The organism is Agrobacterium sp. 22-210-1 (assembly GCF_053522525.1).
In genome coordinates, this window is sequence record NZ_JBNWCI010000001.1 from 1,827,057 (window position 1) to 1,848,984 (window position 21,928).

Consider the following 21,928-nt stretch of genomic DNA (forward strand, 5'->3'; position numbering starts at 1 on the left):
TTTTCACTTTTTCGGGATTATTGTCATTTTCCTGAAAAAACTTTCGCCTAAAATCACAAGGCCCGTTCCATTGCGCCATGCAAGCACGGGATTGTGGGTCGTTGCGCAATATTCAGCCCACAGAGCACTTTCAACCGTTTGAAAGCCCTGCCTGATCTTCGCATTCATAAAACTGACAATCCGCAAGACCGGAAAAAGCGCTATTGCGACCATATATCCCGACAAGCCAGCTGCAAAAACGCTTGAACTGGAGTGAAAAAGTCCGGGTTGTGCCGCTTTGCGCTTTGCTATAACGGGGCGGACGGGAGGAGTGTTTTTAACACAAAACAAGAATCAGGTATGGCCGTGACTCCCATCGATCAAGACAAATCCCAGCTCACTGATCTTTCCCAGGATACCTCCCTTTACCAAGCCTTTCCCCCCGGCGCGCTTCCAATGAACCGCCGTCAGGTTCTGGGTGGCGCGCTTGCCGGGATTGCCGCAGCGGCGCTGCCCTCCTCTCCACTTCTCGCCAGCACGACCGCCAAGAAGGTCGACGTGCTTTTGATCGGCGGCGGCATCATGAGCGCGACGCTCGGTGTATGGCTGCGCGAACTCGAGCCCACCTGGTCGATGCAGATGCTGGAGCGGCTGGATGGCGTGGCGCTTGAAAGCTCCAACGGCTGGAACAATGCCGGCACCGGACATTCCGCGCTGGCGGAACTCAACTACACGCCGGAAGACGACAACGGCAACATCAAGATCGCCCAGGCGATCAACATCAACGAATCCTTCCAGATTTCCCGGCAGTTCTGGGCTTGGCAGGTGAAGAACGGTGTTTTGAAGAACCCGCGCTCCTTCATCAACCACACGCCGCATATGAGCTTCGTCTGGGGTGATGAAAACGTCGCCTATCTGGAAAAGCGCTATCAGGCGCTCAAAACCAGCCCGCTTTTCGCCGGCATGGAATATTCCAGCGACCCCGAGCAGATCAAAAAGTGGGTGCCGCTGATGATGGAAGGCCGCGATCCTTCCCAAAAGATCGGCGCGACCTGGTCGCCGCTCGGCACCGACATGGAATTCGGCGAAATCACCCGGCAATTCGTATCGCATCTGCAGGGCGACCAGAATTTCGACCTTCAGGTCAACAGCGAGGTTTCCGACATTCAGCGCAATGCCGATGGCAGCTGGCGCGTGACCTATGCCAACACCAAGACCGATGCCGAACAGGTGGTGGATGCGAAATTCGTGTTCATCGGCGCCGGCGGCGGCGCGCTACATCTGTTGCAGATGTCCGGCATCCCGGAAGCGGACGATTATGCCGGCTTCCCGGTGGGCGGTTCGTTCCTCATCAACGAGAACCCCGACGTGACGATGCAGCATCTGGCCAAGGCCTATGGCAAGGCCTCGGTCGGCTCGCCGCCGATGTCGGTTCCGCATCTCGATACGCGTGTGCTCGGCGGCAAGCGCGTCATCCTGTTTGGACCTTTCGCCACCTTCTCCACCAAGTTCCTGAAGGAAGGCTCCTATTTCGATCTCGTCTCCTCCGTCACAACAAGCAATGCCTGGCCGATGGTGCGTGTGGGCATCGATGAATATCCGCTGGTGGAATATCTCGCCGGCCAGCTGATGATGTCAGTTGACGACCGTTTTGCCGCGTTGAAGGAATATTTCCCCAATGCCAAGCAGGGCGAATGGCGCCTGTGGCAGGCCGGCCAGCGCGTGCAGATCATCAAGCGCGACGAAGAAAAGGGCGGCGTGCTGCGGCTCGGCACCGAAGTCGTCTCCGCACAGGACGGCAGCATCGCCGGCCTGCTCGGCGCTTCGCCGGGCGCCTCCACCGCAGCACCGATCATGCTCAGCGTCTTGGAAAAGGTCTTCAAGGACAAGGTGGCGACGCCGGAATGGCAGGCCAAGATCCGCCAGATCGTGCCGAGCTACGGCACCAAGCTCAATGACGACCCGGAAAAGGTACAGCAGGAATGGGCCTACACCGCCGAACACCTGCAGCTGCCGACGCCGCCGCAGATCGACCTTGAGGCGCTGAAGGGTGCCGGTGCGGCACCTGCGGGTGCACCGGTGAAGAAGGTGCCGGATATCGCGCTTTAAGGCTTGGCTGCGATTTAGGATTGAACGCCGCGTGTCTCTGGATGCGCGGCGTTTTTTGTTGATGCGCGCCTTCCTCCGCACTCGACGTCCTCCTCGGGCTTGACACGAGGATCTATTAACTTCAACGGATCGTGGACCTCGGGCCAAGCCCGAGGAGAGCGGAGGACAGGTTTTCGCGCTTAACGTTATAGCATAGCAAGCCGACCATCATCGGATATACCGCCACCGAAATATCTGGCCCCCAAACATACTCGGTGGTAATAATTCCTACCAGATGATGGAGATTACCATGGCCAACGTTGAAAAGATCAGCGTCTCGATGACGCCCCAGCACGCCGAAATCTTGCGTGACGCTGTGGAGAGCGGCGCTTATGCCAGCAGCAGCGAAGTCATCCGTGAAGCGATGCGAGACTGGTCGGCAAAATGGGTTCAGCGACGCGGCGACATCGCCAAGCTGCGCGCATTGTGGGCCGAGGGCAAAGCCAGTGGCAATTCAACCGAAGTGGATTTTGACGAGGCGCTCAATGAGGCGCGTGCAGAACTGGCCTCGTTGAAAAATCGTGACCACTAAGCTTGTCTGGACGCCCCGCGCACGCAGCGATGTGAAGAAAATCTATATCGACATTGGCAAATCACAGCCCCTTGCCGCAGAACGATATTTCGCTCGTTTCCGCGCCAAAGCGGAGCGCCTGGTCGCCCATCCTCACCTTGGCGAGCGCCACCCGGAAATTTTTCCGTCTGCCCGTATGCTCGTCGAAGCGCCTTATGTCATTCTCTACGAAACCGTGCCGGATACCGATGGCGGCGAAATATGTTCCGTGGAAATCGTTCGCGTGATCGATGGTCGCCGGGACCTGCGCACGTTGTTCTGACTTTGGAAGAGATGGCTGGGGCGCCAGGAGCCCCAGCTAGGTTTTTCCGCTTTCTCAAGCCATTGAGAAGCCTTGCGAAACCTGCTTACCTAGTATGACAATCGTACAGACAGTTGTGGCAACAACGCAAGACATTTTATTGCCGCCGATGGCCATCGGTGTAAGGATTATGGTCCATATCCGAAGCGACGATTGTCTAAGTCATTCTCGACCTTCTTCTCCTCAATCCGCTGCTTATCACGGACCCGATCACGAGCTTGGGCGAGAATGAAATCGAGGCCACACAATGCCATCGGCTGATGCTGACGGATGATCTCGTTTGCTGCAGCCAATTGGTTAAGGACTGGACCAGCAGCTTCTTTTCTTTTGGCAATATCCTGAACAAGAGCGGATTGCTGCTCCTTGTCGTGAACCTCCTGGCGAACCAGCTTCGATTTCACCGCCTCCAGATCGGAGTTGCAATTCCTCAGTTCATCGGATGCCTGCTTAACCGCTGATCCTAACTGCCGTTGTTGGCGTTCCAGGACAAACGCAATTCCTAGTAAGTAGTGCCACCACTTGGGTCGTCTGGCCTTACCAAGTCGTTGCTCAGCGACGAAGAGCGTGTTCCATTTTTCGGCAACGCTTTTTTCTATAGCTGCGACTTCAGTCCGCAGCCGGGTGGTCTTTTCAGAATATGCAAAGACGGGAATCGTCCGATTGAAATCAAATCTCGCCTGTTCCTCCATCTCCCAAAGGTTGGCTGCGATCCGTTCCTCTGATGACATGGCGAGCATGTTGGCCCTACCAAGAAGCAAAGATAGCTTATCCTTGCTCCTCTCAAGTCCTGCAAACCAGGCTACGGGGCTCAGGGCGACGGCTTGAGGCAATCCAATTTCTGATTCAAGCGCTCTATCTGGCTCGACACGTTTTCCAGCGCTTCCAAGATTTTGACCTGTATCCGAATGAGGGCTTCGGGGCCGGGTATTTGCTGGTCGCTTGGCGGCTGCAGCAGGCTGCGAATAGCTCGCGCTTCGGTTAGAATTGCTTGTTCGAGTGTCTCTTTTGTCGCTGGCTGGCTCATCGCTCGCTCCCCTCATTATTCTGTCGATTTCTGTTTTCTTCATCCCCGACAAGCGCACCAAGGAACCGATGCACTTTCCATGCTCGTCAGTCACAATCCACGTGTCGCGCTTGTCTCCAGCCGCGATCAGCAGTGACGAAGCGGCCAAGGAGGCTTCCAGTTCGGCTACTGTGGTCGCGGTCGTCATGGCCTGTTTCAAGGCCTGTCTAACAGCCGGGAGATCGGCTCCCGCCCGCTTCTTGGCCTGATGTTGGGCATGGGTGAACGATTCCCTTGACGGGGGCTCCCCTTCGCCAAGTTCACGTTCAATAACCTTGGCGACTTCGGAAGCGCCGCGCTTACGCAATCCAGCGATCACGGATTTAGTATGGACTCCCTGCACGAATCGGTGCCCAAATTTAAACTCAGACCATCGCGCAACAAGCTCGTGGATGATGCGATCAAATGAACACCGCAGGACCTTATCGGAAGCGGGGTCAATCTCACCGACAAGCACATGCCAGTGAGTAAAATGGGCGTCTGAGGTAGCACGCGGTTTCTGGTGCTCGATGATTACCGCGCGTGAAGCATCAAAATCGAATTCTTCCGCGAGCATCGTCACAATCTCGCGCATCTGGTCCCTGGTGGTCGCTTCATGGGGGCTGACTATCCAATGGCGTATGGAATAGGTCGACCGTTTCGCCAATGCATCGGTATGCATGTCGCTGATATCGGCGGCGGTGCCGGTGAGAAACGTAACAGCGTCGTTGTCGATGCCATTCTTGAGATGGCTGATCAACCGGTTGACACTCGACCTCGTCCTAAATCTGATGGCTTTGATAATCATGGCGCATATCATGTCAGCACTCTGAATGCATTCTGCCGGACCTGGGCGGCAATTTCCTTCAGTTTTGGGACGTCGATTGGCTTCTCGGCAAAGGCTTCGAGCATTAAATTTGTTGAACGACGCAGGGCCGCGATATCATTGCGGCGCTTATCGCCAGCTATCTGGCCACGCATCGTCTCATTGAGAGCAGAACGCAGGATTTCCGAAGCCGATTTGCCTGACTGACCAGCAAACTTTACGAGCCGGGATTTATCGGCATCAGAGATTCGGATTTTTATAAACGCGTCTTTCATGAAACACAGCCTCATCCTTCGGGGGTCCACGGGGGCAAAGCCCCCTGGCCTGCTGCCTTCGTGTCCACGAAGGCATGGCTGGCAACCGAAGGTCACTCGAAATTAAGTGACCACATGATGAAGTGTTCGGGAGATTTCTGTCGGCCGCAATGACTAAATGATTTTGGGTATTGCTAGGCGTCGGCTCCCGTCAGGTCCGATGTCTCGTTGCGCGTATCCCTCTTCCACAAAAGCTTGTTGATGCCGCGTCCATCCCTCCAGCACACGCCCTCTGATCGTCGCCAGGCTGCACTGTGGTTGCTCCCCCCTGGCCAGGAATTTCTTTCGGCAATCATAACCGTCAAAAATGTGCAGTCCTCACCCATGGTTCTCAACAAATGATCTTCGGACAACAGGGCTACAACACTGCCATCATCACCGAAAAACTGCCGAAATGCTATTTTTTCGTCGATATCCTTCCACGCGCCAAGTTCCGTGAAGTCCGGCTGAAGGCTCAATTCGCGGGCAAGCCAGGGCGCGGGAATATACGCTGAGTAGCCGTTTGGCAGGGAGGCATCCAAATGACTCTCCCAATGATACCGTGCTGTGAGGGGGGCATAAGGAATGCCTGTCGGTATTTGCCAGTTATCATACCGCCATCCATCTTGCGGCCACGTTGAACACCACGGAGCTTCATACAAAAACGCGCTGTCGGTCATCTCGGGGATGGACCAATGCTGGATATCGATCTGCTGCTTCTTTTCGAAGGCCTTGGCTACGGTTCTTGCATCGGTAAGCTTGACTTTGACTGCAGAGAGGAAGCGGAATTCCTGCAGCCTCAAGCCGTGCTCTCCTCGCCGGTCCTGAGAATATTTTTCGCTCTGCGATTGGTCCTCATAGACTACCAACCAACGCTTACCCGTTTCGTCTGTGCGAACCGGCATCCTTCCAAGCTCCGAGCCTGGGTCACGCTCAAACGGCCACTTGGTAAGGGTTTCCTCCTCGACGGATGGTAATTTAATAATCGGATTAAAAAACCACTGATCGGCCGTTACGTCAGACTTTAACTGTCGTTCGCCATCCTCAGTTATTGTCGCATCGATGTCACGTCTGAAGTCGATATCGGTTGCGCGTCGATAAGCGAAAGGAGGATCATCAAAGCCCGTATCCAACCAGTAGTTATCTGCTAACCTGCACAGCAACTCATCAAGAGCTAGCCACTGATATTTCTTGCCGATGCGCTCTATCATAGGCCGTTCGCGAGAATAGTCTCCTCTACCAGACCTATCATTCGGAAAACGCGCCTTCGTCCATCCGAAATCATACGCTCGTTTTGCCACCCACCTGCGAAGTGACGCCTGATTAAACTTTTTCGCTGGCTTCGTCTCTTTTTTTGCGGGATACAAACCGGGCACAGCTTCAATCTCGTAACGCTTGATTTCCTCGCTCGACAAAAGTCCCAAAAATTTGAGCCTGGCGGCATCCAGGTCATTCTCCCAACGCTTGACTTCCGCTTTGCTCGGTCTCGATGGTTTTCGGTCCCATTCGATTGAATAAAGCCCATACCAGTATGGATTCGCTGTATTTTTCAGCTGCTCGAATGCAACCATACGTTCGGAATTCGAAGTCACCACTTCCTTTTCGAAAATTTTCAGTTTTTGCGTCGCAGTAAGTGGGCGTTCTTTATGCAAAGGAAGCGTCAGAAAGTCGTGGGTCCGTGAGCCGATCTGGTACTGCGCGAAATCGGCCATCGATGACGTTGAAGACGATGCGATACTTTCATCTCCTGCTTTTTGGGCGACAATCTTTAGCTGCTCCTCACTGACAGACAGGCGCGGTTTCGGAGACTTGTATGGGGGTTTGCAAGCTTGAGTATCCACTCCAACTGGCAAAGCAGAATGAAATTCCGCTAACTCAATTATGCCCTGCGCGTAGTCACGCAGCAAAATTCCATATGGCGGCACACGATTTTCGAAGAGATGGCTGTAAACAGCCTGCGCATACGAATGCAATTTTTCCGGTTCTGGCTTGCGGCAGCATGCACCATACCCTGCAGCAAGTATTCTTTCCAGGACATAAGGGTCATCTACCGTCGCAAACCTTGCCAGCATTTCAACGAATATGCTCCCCTCAACGAGTAAGAGGTTCAATAGAGCTTTGGTTGCCTTGTCACGAACTCGTCTGTTCGTGGTCGAAAAAATCCAGCAGAGCGAAAGCGCTGCCAAAAACTGGTTTTTGGGATTCGTATTCGGTGCCTGCCCAGTGAGGCACCACTCAATCAATATTCCCACATTCGAATCGGGATCAGAATCTTGATCATTTACCCAATTAGTCCAGCTGGCATCTCGATGCGGAAGCTTTCTTTTTTCTAAGTTTCGATGCAACAGCTCAGCATTCCATGGATGATCGACTGAGACGGCAATCTGTATCAGGATGTCCAACACATCAGAACGGCCGAGCGCATTCAGCAATTCTAAGCTTCGGTCAGAGAACGCAGAACGTTCCCGCCATTTAACACTTTCCTTGAAACCCTCCCTAATTCCCCAGTCGTTCCACCATTGTTTAGCCGCTCCTGGCATGCAGTCCACCAACTCTTTGCCGAACTTCTCTGGTAAGACCGTCGAGAGCGCATCAAGGAGGCCACGCCATTGCCAGGCAACACGTGACTTGGCGTTGATACAAAAGCTTAGAGCTTGGTCTTTATCAAAAACTCCACTGGGATCGCTGACGTTTTCAACTACCTTCTCGGCCATCAAGAAATCTTGAAAACGCTGGAAGCTAAACCGCACAACATCGGGGTCCGCAAATACCTCTTCTGAAGCGTTCGGATTTGGGTCTTTACGAAGAAGCCCGTTTCTGAGGATTACAGAGAGCCATTCGCTTTCTGAGCGTGGCGTTATGTCACCGAAATGAACCGCTATCGCTTCACGACATTTATCGAGAGTTAGGAAATCAGCTCGATTCGCCAACATACTGGCCGCAATCTCTTGAGCTGTACGGCCAAGCTTGGGAACAATCGATACCGCAGAATCTTCGTTTGACTGAATATTCCGTCCCATGCTTTCGAGGTAATATTTCAGTATTTTCTTCGTCCCTGTAAGGCCGGAAGGAAATTCTGATTTCCCATCTCTCTCCAACGAAACGCAGACGGAACGTAAAAATAGTGGATTGATGAATTCAGGTGCCAACCAGGGGGTGCTGGGGCGAGCTATGCCGCGTTTGTCAAGATAGACCCGTGCAGCCGCTAATTGCTCTTCTGAAGTCTCGAATCCCCGAACGTCAAATATTCGATACTTTGATGCAGTTCCATCGGGCACAGCGGAGTCAAAATACTCGGTTCGGCAAGACACGACACAGCAGACGCCAACATAACTTTGGAGCATCTGGATAAAAGGGGCGATGTGATTTTTCCAGTATCTACTACCAACGCCTTCGTTAATGGCATCAATAGAAATCAGGCATCGCACCCCAGATGCGGTGCCTGCAGCATCCAGGGCACCAAGTATCTGCTCCGGCGTCTTTCCTGGCAAGCCAAGTTGGCCTGCAATCTGAGTCCAAAGCTCTGTGTCATTAAATCTCTGCCCAAGAAACAGCAATGCTGGTTGCCCCGCCTGGAGCGCATCAGCGCTGCACTGTGCAAATAGATGGCTCTTTCCCGCCCCAGCAGCACCTCGGACAATGGCAAATCTCTGATTTTCGGCAACCATGTAAGGCGAACGGATGATGTCGCCAAAATCGGTTGTTAAGGATGAAAGCTTCGCGAGTTCGTCAATGCAACGACGCAGAACAGTTTCGTCCTTAGAATTGTCTTTCAGATTACGGGATTGCGACCAGCACCATGAGTTGAGTGTCGCCGTTGCCTCCTCTAAGGCGGTTAATTTGTTGATCCAGTTCTCAACATCCCAGCGCTGCGCGGGAGCAAGATCGAAATCATGGAATATTGAGTTTAGTTCTACCTGAACTTTCTGCAGGTTTTCGATGATGATTGCGTCTGGCTGAGCCGACAGAGAAGCTATTTCTGCGGCGGGTAACGTGCATTGGCAGACTGCCTTCAACGCCGCTGAAAGTTTATCCCTTGATGCACTGCTTCTGGTTATCGTCGAAAACAATGTCTGCAGGCGGATGTTAACGTGATCTTCGGGATGATATCTTTCATCAAGAGCAGCGACCGCTTGAACGAGCTGGTTCTGAAACCATTTCTGAGAAAGCTCGACATCCCCAAAAAAGAATTCTCGGAGTCCCTCCGCACCTTTCGCAATCAACCTCGAAGTAATTTCATTTTTGGGCCATGCAACGAAATCAATCTGGGAGAGGCCATTTGCAAGCGCTGCCTTCTCCCAGTCCTTCTTATGCTTTTCCCAGTGCTCCCACCCCGACTTGCTACCCGGTTTGGTCTTGCCTCGCTTGTCTGTAAGATCGCATGGCAAACCAACCACATATGTTTCAAGCTCGGGATGAGTGGCAATTGCCTGAAATACAGATTTATCGATCTGTGCCCAGTCGATATCGCCAGCACGAAGGAAAAACTTGGCCTGGTAACCGACTTTTTTTCCACTGGGCAGCGTCCAATAGGCCTCGACACCACCGTCCCCGCCTGCGCCCTCTACTCGGCGGTAACAAGAGCCGTTTGGAAATTTCTCACGTTGCGCCAATTGGCAAAGCAGTTCTTCGAATGAGGCTCGTTGTCCACCATCGAAGGCATTGATTTTTGAAAATTCCAGCATTGGCCCGCTATGGTAGTTTGATGACGAAACAGCAACCAAGCATAATTCACGGCCGGACAACGATGTCTACGGCTGCGTGTCACAATGAACATGTTCAGCACATATTTGGAGCATTGAAAAAGTGACGCTTTACGTGACACGATTGTCGCCGATAGGATCACGATTCATCATTGTCATATAAACGACCGTTTTCGTGACAAGGATTTCCAGCATGGGTGAATTTATAGGTTATTGCCGTGTTTCCAAATCGGATGGTAGCCAAGTCCTCGACCTCCAGAAAGATGCTCTGATCAGGGCCGGGGTGAACGACAAACATATCTACGCGGACCACGCTTCCGGCAAGAAAGATGACCGTGCCGGATTGGAAGCGTGTCTGAAGGCGCTCCGCACGGGTGACACGCTGATCGTGTGGAAACTGGATCGGCTAGGACGCAATTTGCGGCATCTGGTTTCCACCGTTGACGACCTCTCAAAGAGGGGCGTTCATTTCAAGGTGCTGTCAGGTGATACTCCCGTGGACACGAGTTCACCTCAAGGCAAGTTGCTTTTCGGAATATTTGCCTCACTTGCCGAATTCGAAAGGGAGCTGATCCGAGAAAGAACAATGGCCGGGCTGCAATCTGCTCGTGCTCGGGGACGTGTTGGCGGAAGAAAGGCGACGATGACGGCAGCGAAAGTCCGCCTTGCTCAAGCGTCCATGGGTAAGCCGGAAACCATAGTGGCCGATCTTTGCCAAGAGCTGAAAATCTCTCGCCAAACCTTGTATCGCCACGTGTCCCCCGGTGGGCAGTTGCGGCCAGACGGAATGAAGGTTCTGGGAATCTCCTAATCGGGCTTCTGCAACATCAACTCAGAAGCCGCCTGATAATTCGTTGCCCGATTCCGTGGATTTTTTTGTTACATGCCGAGATCGATGCCGTGACGGACTCCATCGCCACCCTGAAGCGGTTCCAAATGGCGGTGGGGCCACGCAAACACTGGGAAGTAATCAGTTCCTCCACGTAAACGGGCGACTCCTGAGTTGCGATACTAGTCGCTGAAGAATACTCCCGCACGGGGCTTACCTCCGCCTTGACAGAGGGGGCTTGCTCAGGCGGCATAGTTTCAAAAAGTAGTGCTGAAATCCGGACGCCACGGATTTTTATCATGATCTTTGAAAGCAGCCGGTCGCCATTTATGATCTGTTGTCGCGTATCAGCCGTTTCCGCCCGATTGCTACGCTTTCGAGCATCATCGACCAAAGACCCTGCCTTGTCCTTCACAGGCACTGTGGAAGCTCTCCATTGCCGAAATGAGCCACCGGTCCTTACGAAATGAAATCGGCTCTGTGTGAGCTTCCAGGCGGCTCGTAGCGCGTTGTCCGGCCACTGCACCATGATGTCGTTTCGGAAGATTCCCCAAAGCATGTAAGTTGCCACCGCACCGGCGTTACGGATTGAACGATCAGGGAAATCCGTCTTACTGAACTTTATCCGCAGTCGTAGCTTGACTGCTTCCCTATGTTCTGGGGGAACCCTGGCAACGAAATGTGCATGCAAATCGAAAAGCCCTGAGAACTCATCATAACGTGGATGGATGGCCAGGAGAAGCACTTCGAACTTCCCGCTTTTTCGAAGCTCGCTAAATTCGACATTTATCTTTTCGTTGAAGCTTTTCAGTGCTGCATCCAGGTTCTTAGGATCGGCCTTGGCCCCCGTCAGCCCGACGCCCCAGTAAACACAGTCCTTGAGCCCATATCGCTTTGCGAATGCCACGAAATCGGCGACCATTGGCCGATCCTTGCGAATGGCATTTGGCTCAAAAAAGCGGGTGCCGCGCAGAGGCTTTCCCCAGTCGAGGATTTCTCCACCGCCGCCATCCAACAAGACGACGTAGCGCTCAGCGTCCGACTGAAAGGGATTTATTCCTATTGAAACAAGGCGTTTGGCAAGTGCCATCGCGTTAGCGAAAGGGGATCGAACATCTGTCACGATGCCACTTTCCTTGCCTTTGTGGGTGGCGCAAGATGCTTTTCAACGCGTTTGATCAAACGGATGGGAAAGGGAGTCACGTGCGCAGTCGGTTGCGGCAGCTGGGCCAAGGCTTCAGCCATCAAACGGAGCCGCGCGGCATCCGAGTATCTACCTTCATTGGTGTCAGCATTGGTATGACCAAGAATATCCTTCCTGATTTCCGCAGCTACTCCAGCCTGTTTCATTTCGTTGTTGCACCAATGGCGAAAAGAATGCAGGACCTTGCCGTCGTCTTTGGATGAGGGAATGGCGGTGATCCGCATGTCCTGCCAAGACTGGTCGAACACGTCCCCCATGGGCGTTGATGCGGCTGCTGCTTTGAGTTCCGGGAAAAGTAGAACATGCCCGATACCTTGAAGCGCAGCGACGTACTCCAGAAAACCCAATCGAATTAGTTCCGGGTGAATGGGGATACGGCGTTTAGACTCCGGATTTTTTAGGCCTCGAACAAAGTTTGGTTCGATGCGGATAGCGGGAATTTCTGCTTCCGGCTCCACCTCTGAAATCAGCAAACCGCAATATTCCTCGCGACGCGGGCCGTGATAGAGCGCCAGCATCGGGACCCAGTAGCTCGCGTCATGGAATGTTACTTCGCCCGGCGACAACCTGGCATCCTCGCTTTCACATCCATTCCAGATCGACAGATTAAAAAGCAGCCGTAGTTCATCTGTAGAGAAACGAGCCCGCTCCCCTCGACCGCTACCTTTCTTTTTGGACCTCAGGCCGGAAACTCCCTCGAAATTGCCGAAAGGAAATCCGGCATGTTTGCAGATAGCTGCGATGTTCCCGAGTTGAGTCATATGTCGGTTCAACGTGCTCTGCGACAAGCCGACCTGCTCGGGCGGCATTTCCTTGGCTCGCGCCAGAATATCAACAAGTGGTAGAACGTGGTCCTGCGGCGATTTGCCATAGTTTTTCGGCATTTCGGACAGCATTATTTTGAAGTCGGAGATATGCGATTGCTTCATCTTTGCCGGATTGTCATGCCCGACATAACGAACAAAAATCTTCGCTAGGGCGATGTGCTGTTTGGCTGTTTTGTCTCCCCAGTCACCGGACTTCACATTTTGGGCGGCCGCCCGTTCCACAATCTCGATAAGCCCCCGGGTGTTGTCATCTGTGTCATCTTCGACATCAATCTCATCGTCGAGATCAAAGTCGCCGTCATCCCTCACGCCGAGCGACGCTTTATGTATCGGTTGCACCCTTGAACTCTCGGGAAGGCTGTCAGTCAGCAGTGCAGCCTGGAGCAAAGCGTCATCGTCCTGCCGGATACCGACACGCCTCTGGGCATTGTGCAGGTGGGCAGCCGCAATTCCACGAAAGTATATCTGTTGGACCTGGTCGAAATTCCTCTCACTTTCAGGAATTTCAAATTTCTGCATCAGCGCGTTGATGACCGGACGTGGCGCTATATCAAGACCAAGGAGCCGATAGGTATCCAACATATCGCTCACGGACTTGATAGCAGTTTCGTCCAGCCCAGCGGCTCGCATGTGTTGAGTTTCGGAATGTCCAACAGCGGCGTGTCGCCCCTGAGAACTCAAAATACGGGCAACCCAACCCTCAGCCACGTCGCGCATACGCAACTTTTCAAAATTGTCTTCGTGAGAGAGTTCCAGCGCCGAATGGCTGTCGAGAACCGTAGTGCATGTTTTGGCGACCTCTATAAGTATTCGCTTAACATCATCCGGTTTGATCATCATTGCCCGCAGCTCCCGAAACAGTTGCTCGCTGATCAGGGTCAACCGAGCAGCTGAGAATTTCGCCTGCTCCACATGTTTCGTGCGGAGACTGACTTCAACCAGCACCAAAGCACGCGAACTTGTTCCATCTGGTAAACGCCGACGCCACCAGTAAACCGAACCACGCTTGAAAACATTCTGAGCCACTGCCATGCGAAAACCCTGTTTTGGAGGGTAAGCAGGTGTCCCAAATCCTCGCCGTGTCAGACAATGGAATATGACATTCCTGTATGACAATCGCGATTTTTAGATTCCCAGCTGTGCTGGAAGCCTTGAAAACCGACGCTTTTGAGAAAAACAGAAGAACTTGGCTGGGGCGCCAGGATTCGAACCTGGGAATGCCGGTACCAAAAACCGGTGCCTTACCGCTTGGCGACGCCCCAACAGGGCAGCGAAGGCGAAACGCCGCTGCCTGAACCGCGCCTGATTATCAAAGCCTGCCCGGCCCGGCAATGACCCGGCGACTTATTTTTTCACAAAATTCAAGCTTTTTGGATGCCGTGCCAGAGATGGCATGTTAGGGCTTGGCGATGGCGCGGTTGAGGCTGCGGCTCAAGCTGGCATGGCATTTTTCAGGAGGTCTCGATGGCGGACCCGGCATTCGATCTCGATTTTAAGCCGGCCTATGGCGAGGCGGTTGCTGTCGCCCCGCTGATCCAGCGCCTCACCGTCAACAACCCTTCCGCCTTCACCTTCCATGGCACCAATTCCTATATCGTCGGCGACCGTTCCGTCGCCGTCATCGATCCCGGTCCGGAGGATGAGGCGCATTTTCGGGCGCTGATGGCGGCGCTTGATGGCCGCGAGGTGACGCATATCTTCGTCAGCCATACCCATCGCGATCACTCGCCGCTTGCCCGGCGGCTGAAGGAGGCAACCGGGGCGCTGACGGTGGCGGAAGGCCCGCACCGGGCCGCCCGGCCGCTGCATGTGGGCGAGACCAACCCCTTTGCCGAAAGTTCCGATACGGCTTTTGCGCCGGATATCGCACTTGGCGACGGGCAGAACCTTTCCGGCGACGGCTGGACGCTTACCGCGCTGCATACGCCGGGCCACACCGCCAATCACGCCGCCTTCGCGCTCGATGGCAGCGGCATCGTCTTTTCCGCCGATCACGTCATGGCCTGGGCCACCACCATCGTCGCGCCGCCGGACGGGGCAATGAGCGATTACATGGCCTCGCTGGAGCGGCTGCTCACCCGCGACGACCGGCTGTTCCTGCCCGGCCATGGCGGCCCGGTCACCGATCCCGCCGCCTTCATGCGCGGACTTCGCGCCCACCGCCGCATGCGGGAAAAGGCGGTTCTGAAACGCATCCGCGACGGCGACCGGTTTATCGCCGATATGGTGAAGGTGATTTATGCCAGCACCGACAAGCGCCTGCATGGGGCAGCCGCGCTTTCCGTGCTGGCGCATATCGAGGACCTGATCGAAAAGGGCGAAGTGCGGACGGACGGTGCGCCTTCGCTCTCGGGTGAGTATTTTCCGGCGTAGTGGGGGTTTTGAAGCGCGCGATTTGCAAATCTTGCTATCGCCCGAGTCACCGCTGTCCTGTTGATGGAGCGAGCGACTGACGCTTGTTTCTTCTCCCCGAGGGGGAGAAGGTCGCGGCAGCGGGATGAGGGGGCAAGGTCAGAGATAAACCGAGAGGTTGCCCCCTCATCCGACCCTTCGGGCCACCTTCTCCCCGGCGGGGAGAAGAAACCAAGCCGCAGCGCCATGCGCTACCTCACGCCAAAAAACACCTCAGTTATCGTTCAACCCCTGCATTTCCGCATCCAGCGCATCGAGATAGGCCTCGGCGATGGCAGCTCCCATGCCGAGATCGTGCGGGGCGTAGCGCGAGGCGACGCGGACATCGACGATGGTGGTTTCCGCCTCTTCCTTGAGGCGGATGAGGATGTCGAAACGCAGGCCCCAGATGCGCGTGCGCGTTTCGCCCTGCATCAGCACCACACCGCTGCCGTTAAAGAAGGTGGGCTGCGGTGCCTCGGCCGGTCGGGCCGTGGGCACCGGCACGATGGAGGGCAGGTCTTCGACAGGCCCCTCTTCAGCCGGCGGCGTCTTGTCCTGTTCTGGAATGCCGGTGGAGGGCGCTTCCTCCGCGCCGATGACGCCTCTCGTGTGGGTGATACGGATATTCTGGGCGGCGGCCATCTTCTTGGCGGCGGCATAGATGCGGTCGATCGCGCCTTCATAACGGCGGCCGGCGAGGCTGGCATAGGCAATCGCCTGCGCGTCCCGGTCTTCCTTTGCCACCATGGCGGGCCTTGCCAGCCATTGCTGGTTCGCCACCGGCACCACCAGCCATTCCGGCACGTCGGTCAGATCGGTCGAGATGTCGTAGATCTTCGGCTGCTGCCAATAAAGATATGCGCCGTAACCGACCACACCGAGCGGCAGGGCCGATAGAAGAAGAGCGGCAAGTGCTGAAAGCCCGCCCCGCGCGCCCCTTGTCCACAGCCGCTCAAGGCCGATCAGCGCCAGAAGCACCGCCATCAGCGCAATGCCGGCGGCAATCATCAGCAACCCCACAAGGTCAGGCGTCGTCAGCGGCCCGAAACGGTGGATACCGGCGGCGATGAGAAAAAGCGCCAGCGCCACTAGTGCGAGATAGCGGGAAAGATAGGCTGCAACCGAAAAAGGCCGGACGAAACGCACAGTCATGGAAGCGGATATCCGTATGATCGCATTGGCGTAAAAGCGTTGCACCCGAAATCTGGCAAGGGAATCACCTGCATATGATGTCATAGACCGGATTTGCGGCGAGGAAAACAAAGGAGGCGGCCGATCCGTACGCTAAAGCATGCGAATCTCTCCGTCATGCCGGACCTGATCCGGCATCCAGACCGCGCGTCTGCGCCGTTAAGAATGAGTCTTTTGCGATCAAGGACTTGATCGCGCTAGACCCCGGATCAGGTCCGGGGTGACGGCGTATGAGGCTGCGGCACTGCCAAACTACAGGTTCCAGGCCTCCGACGTCAGAGGCGACGAAGGACTGGAACATTTTTCCGTATTATCTCACCTTAAGAGAATAATTCCCCGACAATGCAACAAATACGCAAGCTCACCCCTTAATTGCTGAGGAAATCGGCGTATCCTCGGCGACCTCCCTCGAGAATGCGTGTAAAAAGTGCAACATTCTCGTTTTCTTGCACAATAAAGAGACATGTCATGTCACAGGCAACGACGTCCGCCGGCCCCTCCGGGCCTAAACCCTTTTATCGCAATTTCGGCTTTCAGGTTCTGATCGCCATGGTTATCGGCCTGCTGCTCGGGCTCCTTGCGCGCAACATCGGTCCCGATGCTGCCGGCAGCCCGAACGGGCTTTCGGTGACGCTGCAGACCATCGGCAGCATTTTCGTGCAGCTCCTGCGCGCGCTGGTACCGCCGCTGATCTTCACGGCCATCGTTGCCTCCATCGCCAATCTCAAGAACCTTTCCAATGCGGCAAAGCTGGTCTGGCAGACGCTTTTGTGGTTCGCCATCACTGCGCTCATCGCCGTGGTCATCGGCATCGTGCTCGGCCTCGTCATTCAGCCGGGCGTCAACACGGCGATTGCCAATACGGCTGCGGCTGCGCCGTCCTCCACCGGTTCGTGGCTGGACTTCCTCAAGGGCCTCGTTCCTGCCAACGTCTTCGGCCTCGAAGCGTCTACCAAAATCAACAACGGTTCCGGCAGCACCTCGCTGAACTTCAACGTGCTGCAGCTGCTCGTGGTATCGATTGCCTTTGGTGTTGCGGCACTGAAAGCCGGCAAGGCGGCGGAGCCGTTCCTCGCCTTCAACCAGTCGCTGCTCGCCATCGTGCGTAAAATCCTCTGGTGGGTCATCCGCCTCACCCCGATCGGCACGATCGGCCTGCTCGGCCGCGCTGTTGACCAATATGGCTGGACGACGCTTTCGCAGCTCGGCTGGTATGCGGCGGCCGTCTATATCGGTCTGGCGCTGGTGCTCTTTGTGGTTTATCCGGCGCTGCTGATCGCCCATGGCCTGAAACCCTCGCGTTTCTTTGCCGGCGCATGGCCGGCCATCCAGCTCGCTTTCGTGTCGCGTTCCTCCATCGGCACGCTTCCCGTTACCGAAACCGTGACGGAAAAGAGCCTGGGTGTGCCGCGCGAATATGCCGCCTTCTCCGTGCCGCTCGGCGCCACCACCAAGATGGACGGCTGCGCCGCCATCTATCCGGCGATTTCAGCGATCTTCATCGCACAGTTCTTCCAGGTGCCGCTCGGCATTCAGGAATATGTGCTGATCGTTTTCGTCTCGGTACTCGGTTCGGCTGCAACAGCGGGTCTCACGGGCGCAGTGGTGATGCTGACGCTGACACTCTCCACGCTCGGACTGCCGCTCGAAGGCGTGGGCCTGCTGCTTGCCATCGACCCGATCCTCGACATGGGCCGCACGGCGGTCAATGTCGCCGGTCAGGCGCTGGTGCCCACCATCGTCGCCAAGCGCGAAGGCATTCTCAATGAGGCCGTTTATAACAACGCCAAGGATATCGACGCGCTCGATGACCGTGAAGTAGCACCGGCCTGACAGCGATAATCGTGGGGTGTTTCCGGTAAAGCGGGAACGCCCCACGTGCCACTTCCGTTGCTCCATAATAGTTTGGGATTGACGGAGATGGTTTCATCGATAGCAATAACGGCATAGACAACAATGCATCTTTCGGCGGAACCTGTGCATGGCGAAACGTAACTGGATTTATGTCGCCCTGCTCGCCTTCCTCTCCCTTGGCCTCCTCATCGACGCTGCCATCTGGCCCGGCGGACCTCCCAGTTCCTTTACCGCAAACGATCTCGTCCAGATGATCGGCATCATTACGCTGTTTGCCTGGTGGCAGATAGAAGATGCCGAAAAGCGGGACATGCGGCGCAGCTCTGCCGCCAAAGTCGCCACCATTCTGCTCGCACCTGTCGGCCTTGCCATCTATCTTTATCAGACCCGCCGGTGGACACGCGCCACGCTCGGCCTCATCGCCTTCATGGGTGGCATCCTTCTCGCCGCCATCCTCACGCTGTTATTGAGTGACTGGCTCATTCTGCAGGGCTTTTTCCCACCTTCTTTTTTGTCCGGTTCTGAAACTGGATAGAGGTCCGTCCCGCTGGGCCGGGCCGAGCCATCGTCTGACGGTCAATTGATGCAACTTTCCGCGCCAACGCGGCTTTTCCCCGTATGAAAACAGGCGTATCAATCGCGGCAATAAAAGTGCCGTAAGGCTGTCATGTTCAAGGGAGAAACAAGATGCGTGTTTCCATCGTCCTCGGTGCGCTTGCCACTATGCTGGCGCTCACCGCCTGCCAGACGCTGACGCCGGAAGAGCGACGGGCGCGGGACGAGGCGACATGCCGGGGTTATGGTTTCCGCCCCGGCACAGACCCGATGGCGGGTTGCCTTCTCGATCTGGAAATGGACCGCCGCGCCGATAACCGCGCCTGGCAGGCGCAGATGAACCGCGACATGTTCTACCGGCCGGTCGTCGTCGAGCGTCAGATCATCGTCCGACAGAACCCCTGACGGGAATAAACGCGACATTGCTTGCCACCTGCCCCTCCTTTGCCCGCGCAGCAAGCGTTGCCTGCGCGGCGGCAAGGCGGGCGATGGGCACGCGGAAGGGTGAACAGGACACGTAATCGAGATCGGCGTCCTCGCAGAAATGAATGGAGGCCGGATCGCCGCCATGTTCACCGCAGATGCCGAGCTTCAGTTCCGGCCGCGTCTGGCGGCCACGTTCGGCGGCAATACGGATCAACTCCCCAACACCGTCGAAATCGAGCGAGATGAACGGGTCGCGTTCGATGATGCCCTTGCGCTGATAGGTATTGATGAAGCGCGCCGCATCGTCGCGGGAAATGCCGAAGGTCGTCTGCGTCAAATCGTTGGTGCCGAAGGAGAAAAATTCCGCGGCTTCGGCGATGACATGGGCGCGCAATGCTGCGCGCGGCAACTCGATCATGGTGCCGGTCAGATATTCGAGCGTCATGCCGGTTTCTTCCGCCACGGCGGCAGCAACGCGATCGATAACCTCGGTGACATAATCCAGCTCTGATCGCAGGCCGACCAGCGGCACCATGATCTCAGGCACAACAGGCGCGCCGGTGATGCGCGCCGCCTCAACGGCGGCTTCGAAAATGGCGCGGGCCTGCATTTCGGCGATCTCGGGATAAGAAATGGCGAGACGGCAGCCGCGATGGCCGAGCATGGGGTTAAATTCGTGCAGCGCATCCAGCCGCTGGCGGAACACGGTCTGCGGCATGCCCATGGCGGCCGCCACCTCGACGATCTCGCCATCGGTCTTCGGCAGGAATTCATGCAGCGGCGGATCCAGCAGACGGATCGTCACTGGCAGGCCATGCATGATCTGGAACAGTTCGGTGAAATCCGAACGCTGCATCGGCAAAAGCTCATCGAGCGCTGCCCGCCTGCCCTTTTCGCTTTCGGCAAGGATCATCTCGCGCATCACATGGATACGGTCGCCCTCGAAGAACATATGTTCGGTGCGGCAGAGGCCGATGCCTTCGGCACCGAAGGCGCGGGCGGCGCGGGCGTCGGCCGGGGTATCGGCATTTGTACGCACGGTCATGCGGCGCAGATTGTCGGCCCAGACCATCAGCTTACCGAAATCGCCTGACAGTTCCGGCTGCGTCATCGGCACTTCGCCCTTCAGTACCCGGCCGGAAGAGCCATCGATGGTGATGATATCGCCGCGCTTGAGCATACAGCCGACGCCGATCAGCACCTTGTTGCGCATGTCGACGCGCATGGAGCCGGCACCGGTGACGCAAGGGATACCCATGCCGCGCGCCACCACGGCGGCGTGGCTGGTCATGCCGCCACGCGTCGTCAGAATGCCTTCGGCGGCATGCATGCCGTGAATATCTTCCGGACTGGTTTCGATGCGCACCAGAATGACGCGGCGACCTTCGGCTTCCGCTGCAACCGCTTCTTCCGAGGTGAAGACGATCTCACCCGTCGCCGCTCCCGGAGAGGCCGGCAGGCCGGAACCGATGATGGGGCGGGAAATGCCCGGATCAATTGTCGGGTGCAACAGCTGGTCGAGCGATGAGGGCTCGATGCGGCAGACGGCCTCCTCCTGCGAAATCAGCCCCGCTTCCACCATATCGACGGCAATCTTCATGGCGGCGCGGGTGGTGCGTTTTCCGGAACGGGTCTGCAACATCCAGAGCTTGCCGCGCTCGATGGTGAATTCCAGATCCTGCATGTCGCGATAATGGTTTTCCAGTCGATTGCAGATGGCCAGAAACTCACTGAACGCCTCCGGCATCAGCTTTTCCATCGAGGGCTTGTCGGAACCCGACGCCAGCCGCGCCGCCTCGGTGATGGATTGCGGCGTGCGGATGCCGGCCACCACGTCTTCCCCTTGAGCATTGACGAGGAATTCGCCGTAAAGCTCCGCCTCGCCGGTGGAGGGATTGCGGGTGAAGGCGACGCCGGTTGCCGAGGACGAGCCGAGATTGCCAAAGACCATGGCCTGCACGTTGACCGCCGTGCCCCAATCGCCCGGAATATTGTGCAGGTGGCGGTAGGTTACGGCGCGATGGTTGGTCCAGCTGGCGAAGACGGCGCCAATCGCACCCCAGAGCTGGACATGACAGTCCTGCGGGAAGGCTTCGCCCAGCTCATCTTCGATCAGCTTCTTGTAAAGCGAAACGACGTGCTGCCATTCGACCGCCGACATGTCGGTATCGTATTCGTGGCCGAGCCGGCCTTTCTCGTCCTCGAGAATTTCCTCGAATAATTCGTGGTCGAGGCCCATGACCACATCGGCATACATCTGGATGAAGCGACGGTAGCTGTCCCAGGCAAAACGGGCGTCGCCCGCATCATGGCCCAGCGCCTCGACGGTGCGATCATTGAGGCCGAGGTTCAGGACCGTATCCATCATGCCCGGCATGGAGGCGCGCGCGCCGGAGCGGACGGAGATGAGCAACGGCGAGTGGCTGCCCCCGAAGGTCTTGCCCGTCACCGTTTCCATGCCGTGCAGGCCGGCCATGACTTGAAGCTTCAATTCCTCGGGAAGATCACGTCCGTTCTTGTGATAGAGGGCGCAGGCATCGGTTATGATGGTGAGGCCGGGGGGAACGGGTAGGCCGAGACTTGCCATTTCGGCAAGGTTCGCGCCCTTGCCGCCCAATATTGCAACGTCACCTGCCCTGCCTTCGGCAGCACCATTGCCGAAGGTATAAACCCATTTTTTCATTCCACGCTCTCCACCCAGAAGCGTTGTCATTTTTCTATCATCTACAGCATTGCCAGCATGTTGGGAACGCCGCAACGTACAGTTTACATCGCAGTGCAGCAT

The 21,928-nt window shown here is 56.1% G+C and carries 15 protein-coding genes and 1 tRNA gene; 8 read left to right on the plus strand and 8 right to left on the minus strand.

What is annotated here, in order from left to right; genetic code table 11:
• Positions 1-339: 339 nt before the first annotated feature.
• The 3 genes from mqo (at position 340) to ACQZ5F_RS09205 (ending at position 2,960) form a co-directional block, all read left to right on the plus strand.
• Positions 340-2,088, plus strand: a complete 1,749-nt coding sequence (gene mqo / locus ACQZ5F_RS09195; RefSeq protein ID WP_225339375.1) for a malate dehydrogenase (quinone) — start codon at positions 340-342, stop codon at positions 2,086-2,088.
• Between the two features lie 289 nt (positions 2,089-2,377).
• Positions 2,378-2,659, plus strand: coding sequence for a type II toxin-antitoxin system ParD family antitoxin (locus tag ACQZ5F_RS09200; protein WP_052817449.1), 282 nt, complete (start codon positions 2,378-2,380; stop codon positions 2,657-2,659).
• Positions 2,649-2,960 (plus strand): type II toxin-antitoxin system RelE/ParE family toxin, encoded by a 312-nt coding sequence (locus ACQZ5F_RS09205; protein ID WP_225339376.1) that lies wholly within the window; start codon positions 2,649-2,651, stop codon positions 2,958-2,960. The genes ACQZ5F_RS09200 and ACQZ5F_RS09205 overlap by 11 nt, the downstream gene beginning before the upstream one ends.
• 167 nt (positions 2,961-3,127) lie before the next feature.
• Here ACQZ5F_RS09205 and ACQZ5F_RS09210 read toward each other — a convergent pair whose 3' ends face one another.
• The 3 genes from ACQZ5F_RS09210 to ACQZ5F_RS09220 all read right to left on the minus strand — a co-directional run bounded on the left by ACQZ5F_RS09210 (position 3,128) and on the right by ACQZ5F_RS09220 (position 9,845).
• Positions 3,128-4,849 carry a relaxase/mobilization nuclease domain-containing protein gene (locus tag ACQZ5F_RS09210; protein WP_225339377.1) on the minus strand — a complete coding sequence of 574 codons (1,722 nt, stop codon included), beginning with the start codon at positions 4,847-4,849 and terminating at the stop codon, positions 3,128-3,130.
• Between the two features lie 8 nt (positions 4,850-4,857).
• Positions 4,858-5,142 (minus strand): hypothetical protein, encoded by a 285-nt coding sequence (locus tag ACQZ5F_RS09215; RefSeq protein WP_225339378.1) that lies wholly within the window; start codon positions 5,140-5,142, stop codon positions 4,858-4,860.
• A 173-nt stretch (positions 5,143-5,315) separates the two neighbouring features.
• Positions 5,316-9,845: an NACHT domain-containing protein gene (locus ACQZ5F_RS09220; protein WP_225339379.1), complete on the minus strand. Its 4,530-nt coding sequence runs from the start codon at positions 9,843-9,845 to the stop codon at positions 5,316-5,318.
• 211 nt (positions 9,846-10,056) lie between these two features.
• Between ACQZ5F_RS09220 and ACQZ5F_RS09225 the strand changes: the two genes are divergently transcribed.
• Positions 10,057-10,674, plus strand: a complete 618-nt coding sequence (locus tag ACQZ5F_RS09225) for a recombinase family protein (RefSeq protein WP_225339380.1) — start codon at positions 10,057-10,059, stop codon at positions 10,672-10,674.
• A gap of 16 nt (positions 10,675-10,690) precedes the next feature.
• Here the strand turns inward: ACQZ5F_RS09225 and ACQZ5F_RS09230 are convergent, their stop codons facing one another.
• From ACQZ5F_RS09230 to ACQZ5F_RS09240, 3 genes are all read right to left on the minus strand, one after another.
• Positions 10,691-11,815 carry a hypothetical protein gene (locus ACQZ5F_RS09230; protein WP_225339381.1) on the minus strand — a complete coding sequence of 375 codons (1,125 nt, stop codon included), beginning with the start codon at positions 11,813-11,815 and terminating at the stop codon, positions 10,691-10,693.
• Positions 11,812-13,755 carry a DUF6538 domain-containing protein gene (locus ACQZ5F_RS09235; protein ID WP_225339382.1) on the minus strand — a complete coding sequence of 648 codons (1,944 nt, stop codon included), beginning with the start codon at positions 13,753-13,755 and terminating at the stop codon, positions 11,812-11,814. The genes ACQZ5F_RS09230 and ACQZ5F_RS09235 overlap by 4 nt, the downstream gene beginning before the upstream one ends.
• Before the next feature lie 155 nt (positions 13,756-13,910).
• Positions 13,911-13,985: transfer RNA gene (locus ACQZ5F_RS09240), tRNA-Gln, on the minus strand.
• A 202-nt stretch (positions 13,986-14,187) separates the two neighbouring features.
• Here ACQZ5F_RS09240 and ACQZ5F_RS09245 point away from each other — a divergent pair.
• The gene (locus tag ACQZ5F_RS09245; RefSeq protein ID WP_225339383.1) at positions 14,188-15,096 is read left to right on the plus strand and encodes an MBL fold metallo-hydrolase; all 909 of its coding nucleotides are present in this window, start codon (positions 14,188-14,190) and stop codon (positions 15,094-15,096) included.
• Between the two features lie 252 nt (positions 15,097-15,348).
• Here ACQZ5F_RS09245 and ACQZ5F_RS09250 read toward each other — a convergent pair whose 3' ends face one another.
• Positions 15,349-16,269 carry a DUF1499 domain-containing protein gene (locus ACQZ5F_RS09250; protein WP_052817871.1) on the minus strand — a complete coding sequence of 307 codons (921 nt, stop codon included), beginning with the start codon at positions 16,267-16,269 and terminating at the stop codon, positions 15,349-15,351.
• 507 nt (positions 16,270-16,776) lie between these two features.
• Here ACQZ5F_RS09250 and ACQZ5F_RS09255 point away from each other — a divergent pair.
• The 3 genes from ACQZ5F_RS09255 (at position 16,777) to ACQZ5F_RS09265 (ending at position 19,122) form a co-directional block, all read left to right on the plus strand.
• A complete protein-coding gene (locus ACQZ5F_RS09255) occupies positions 16,777-18,141 on the plus strand; it encodes a dicarboxylate/amino acid:cation symporter (RefSeq protein WP_046798538.1) in 1,365 nt (454 codons plus the stop codon).
• Positions 18,142-18,289: 148 nt separating this feature from the next.
• A complete protein-coding gene (locus ACQZ5F_RS09260) occupies positions 18,290-18,697 on the plus strand; it encodes a hypothetical protein (RefSeq protein ID WP_137083676.1) in 408 nt (135 codons plus the stop codon).
• 152 nt (positions 18,698-18,849) lie between these two features.
• Positions 18,850-19,122 carry a hypothetical protein gene (locus ACQZ5F_RS09265; protein WP_046798537.1) on the plus strand — a complete coding sequence of 91 codons (273 nt, stop codon included), beginning with the start codon at positions 18,850-18,852 and terminating at the stop codon, positions 19,120-19,122.
• Here the strand turns inward: ACQZ5F_RS09265 and ppdK are convergent.
• Positions 19,100-21,826, minus strand: coding sequence for a pyruvate, phosphate dikinase (ppdK, locus tag ACQZ5F_RS09270; protein WP_046798536.1), 2,727 nt, complete (start codon positions 21,824-21,826; stop codon positions 19,100-19,102). The two genes, ACQZ5F_RS09265 and ppdK, sit on opposite strands and share 23 nt — an antisense overlap.
• Between the last annotated feature and the right edge of the window lie 102 nt (positions 21,827-21,928).

What these genes read in the sequence shown, in the direction of transcription:
- mqo (WP_225339375.1), top strand. Translation starts at nt 340, where the DNA reads ATGGCCGTGACTCCCATCGATCAAGACAAATCCCAGCTCACTGATCTT.
- ACQZ5F_RS09200 (WP_052817449.1), top strand. Translation starts at nt 2,378, where the DNA reads ATGGCCAACGTTGAAAAGATCAGCGTCTCGATGACGCCCCAGCACGCC.
- ACQZ5F_RS09210 (WP_225339377.1), bottom strand. Translation starts at nt 4,849, where the DNA reads ATGATTATCAAAGCCATCAGATTTAGGACGAGGTCGAGTGTCAACCGG.
- ACQZ5F_RS09215 (WP_225339378.1), bottom strand. Translation starts at nt 5,142, where the DNA reads ATGAAAGACGCGTTTATAAAAATCCGAATCTCTGATGCCGATAAATCC.
- ACQZ5F_RS09220 (WP_225339379.1), bottom strand. Translation starts at nt 9,845, where the DNA reads ATGCTGGAATTTTCAAAAATCAATGCCTTCGATGGTGGACAACGAGCC.
- ACQZ5F_RS09225 (WP_225339380.1), top strand. Translation starts at nt 10,057, where the DNA reads ATGGGTGAATTTATAGGTTATTGCCGTGTTTCCAAATCGGATGGTAGC.
- ACQZ5F_RS09235 (WP_225339382.1), bottom strand. Translation starts at nt 13,755, where the DNA reads ATGGCAGTGGCTCAGAATGTTTTCAAGCGTGGTTCGGTTTACTGGTGG.
- ACQZ5F_RS09245 (WP_225339383.1), top strand. Translation starts at nt 14,188, where the DNA reads ATGGCGGACCCGGCATTCGATCTCGATTTTAAGCCGGCCTATGGCGAG.
- ACQZ5F_RS09250 (WP_052817871.1), bottom strand. Translation starts at nt 16,269, where the DNA reads ATGACTGTGCGTTTCGTCCGGCCTTTTTCGGTTGCAGCCTATCTTTCC.
- ACQZ5F_RS09255 (WP_046798538.1), top strand. Translation starts at nt 16,777, where the DNA reads ATGTCACAGGCAACGACGTCCGCCGGCCCCTCCGGGCCTAAACCCTTT.
- ACQZ5F_RS09260 (WP_137083676.1), top strand. Translation starts at nt 18,290, where the DNA reads ATGGCGAAACGTAACTGGATTTATGTCGCCCTGCTCGCCTTCCTCTCC.
- ACQZ5F_RS09265 (WP_046798537.1), top strand. Translation starts at nt 18,850, where the DNA reads ATGCGTGTTTCCATCGTCCTCGGTGCGCTTGCCACTATGCTGGCGCTC.
- ppdK (WP_046798536.1), bottom strand. Translation starts at nt 21,826, where the DNA reads ATGAAAAAATGGGTTTATACCTTCGGCAATGGTGCTGCCGAAGGCAGG.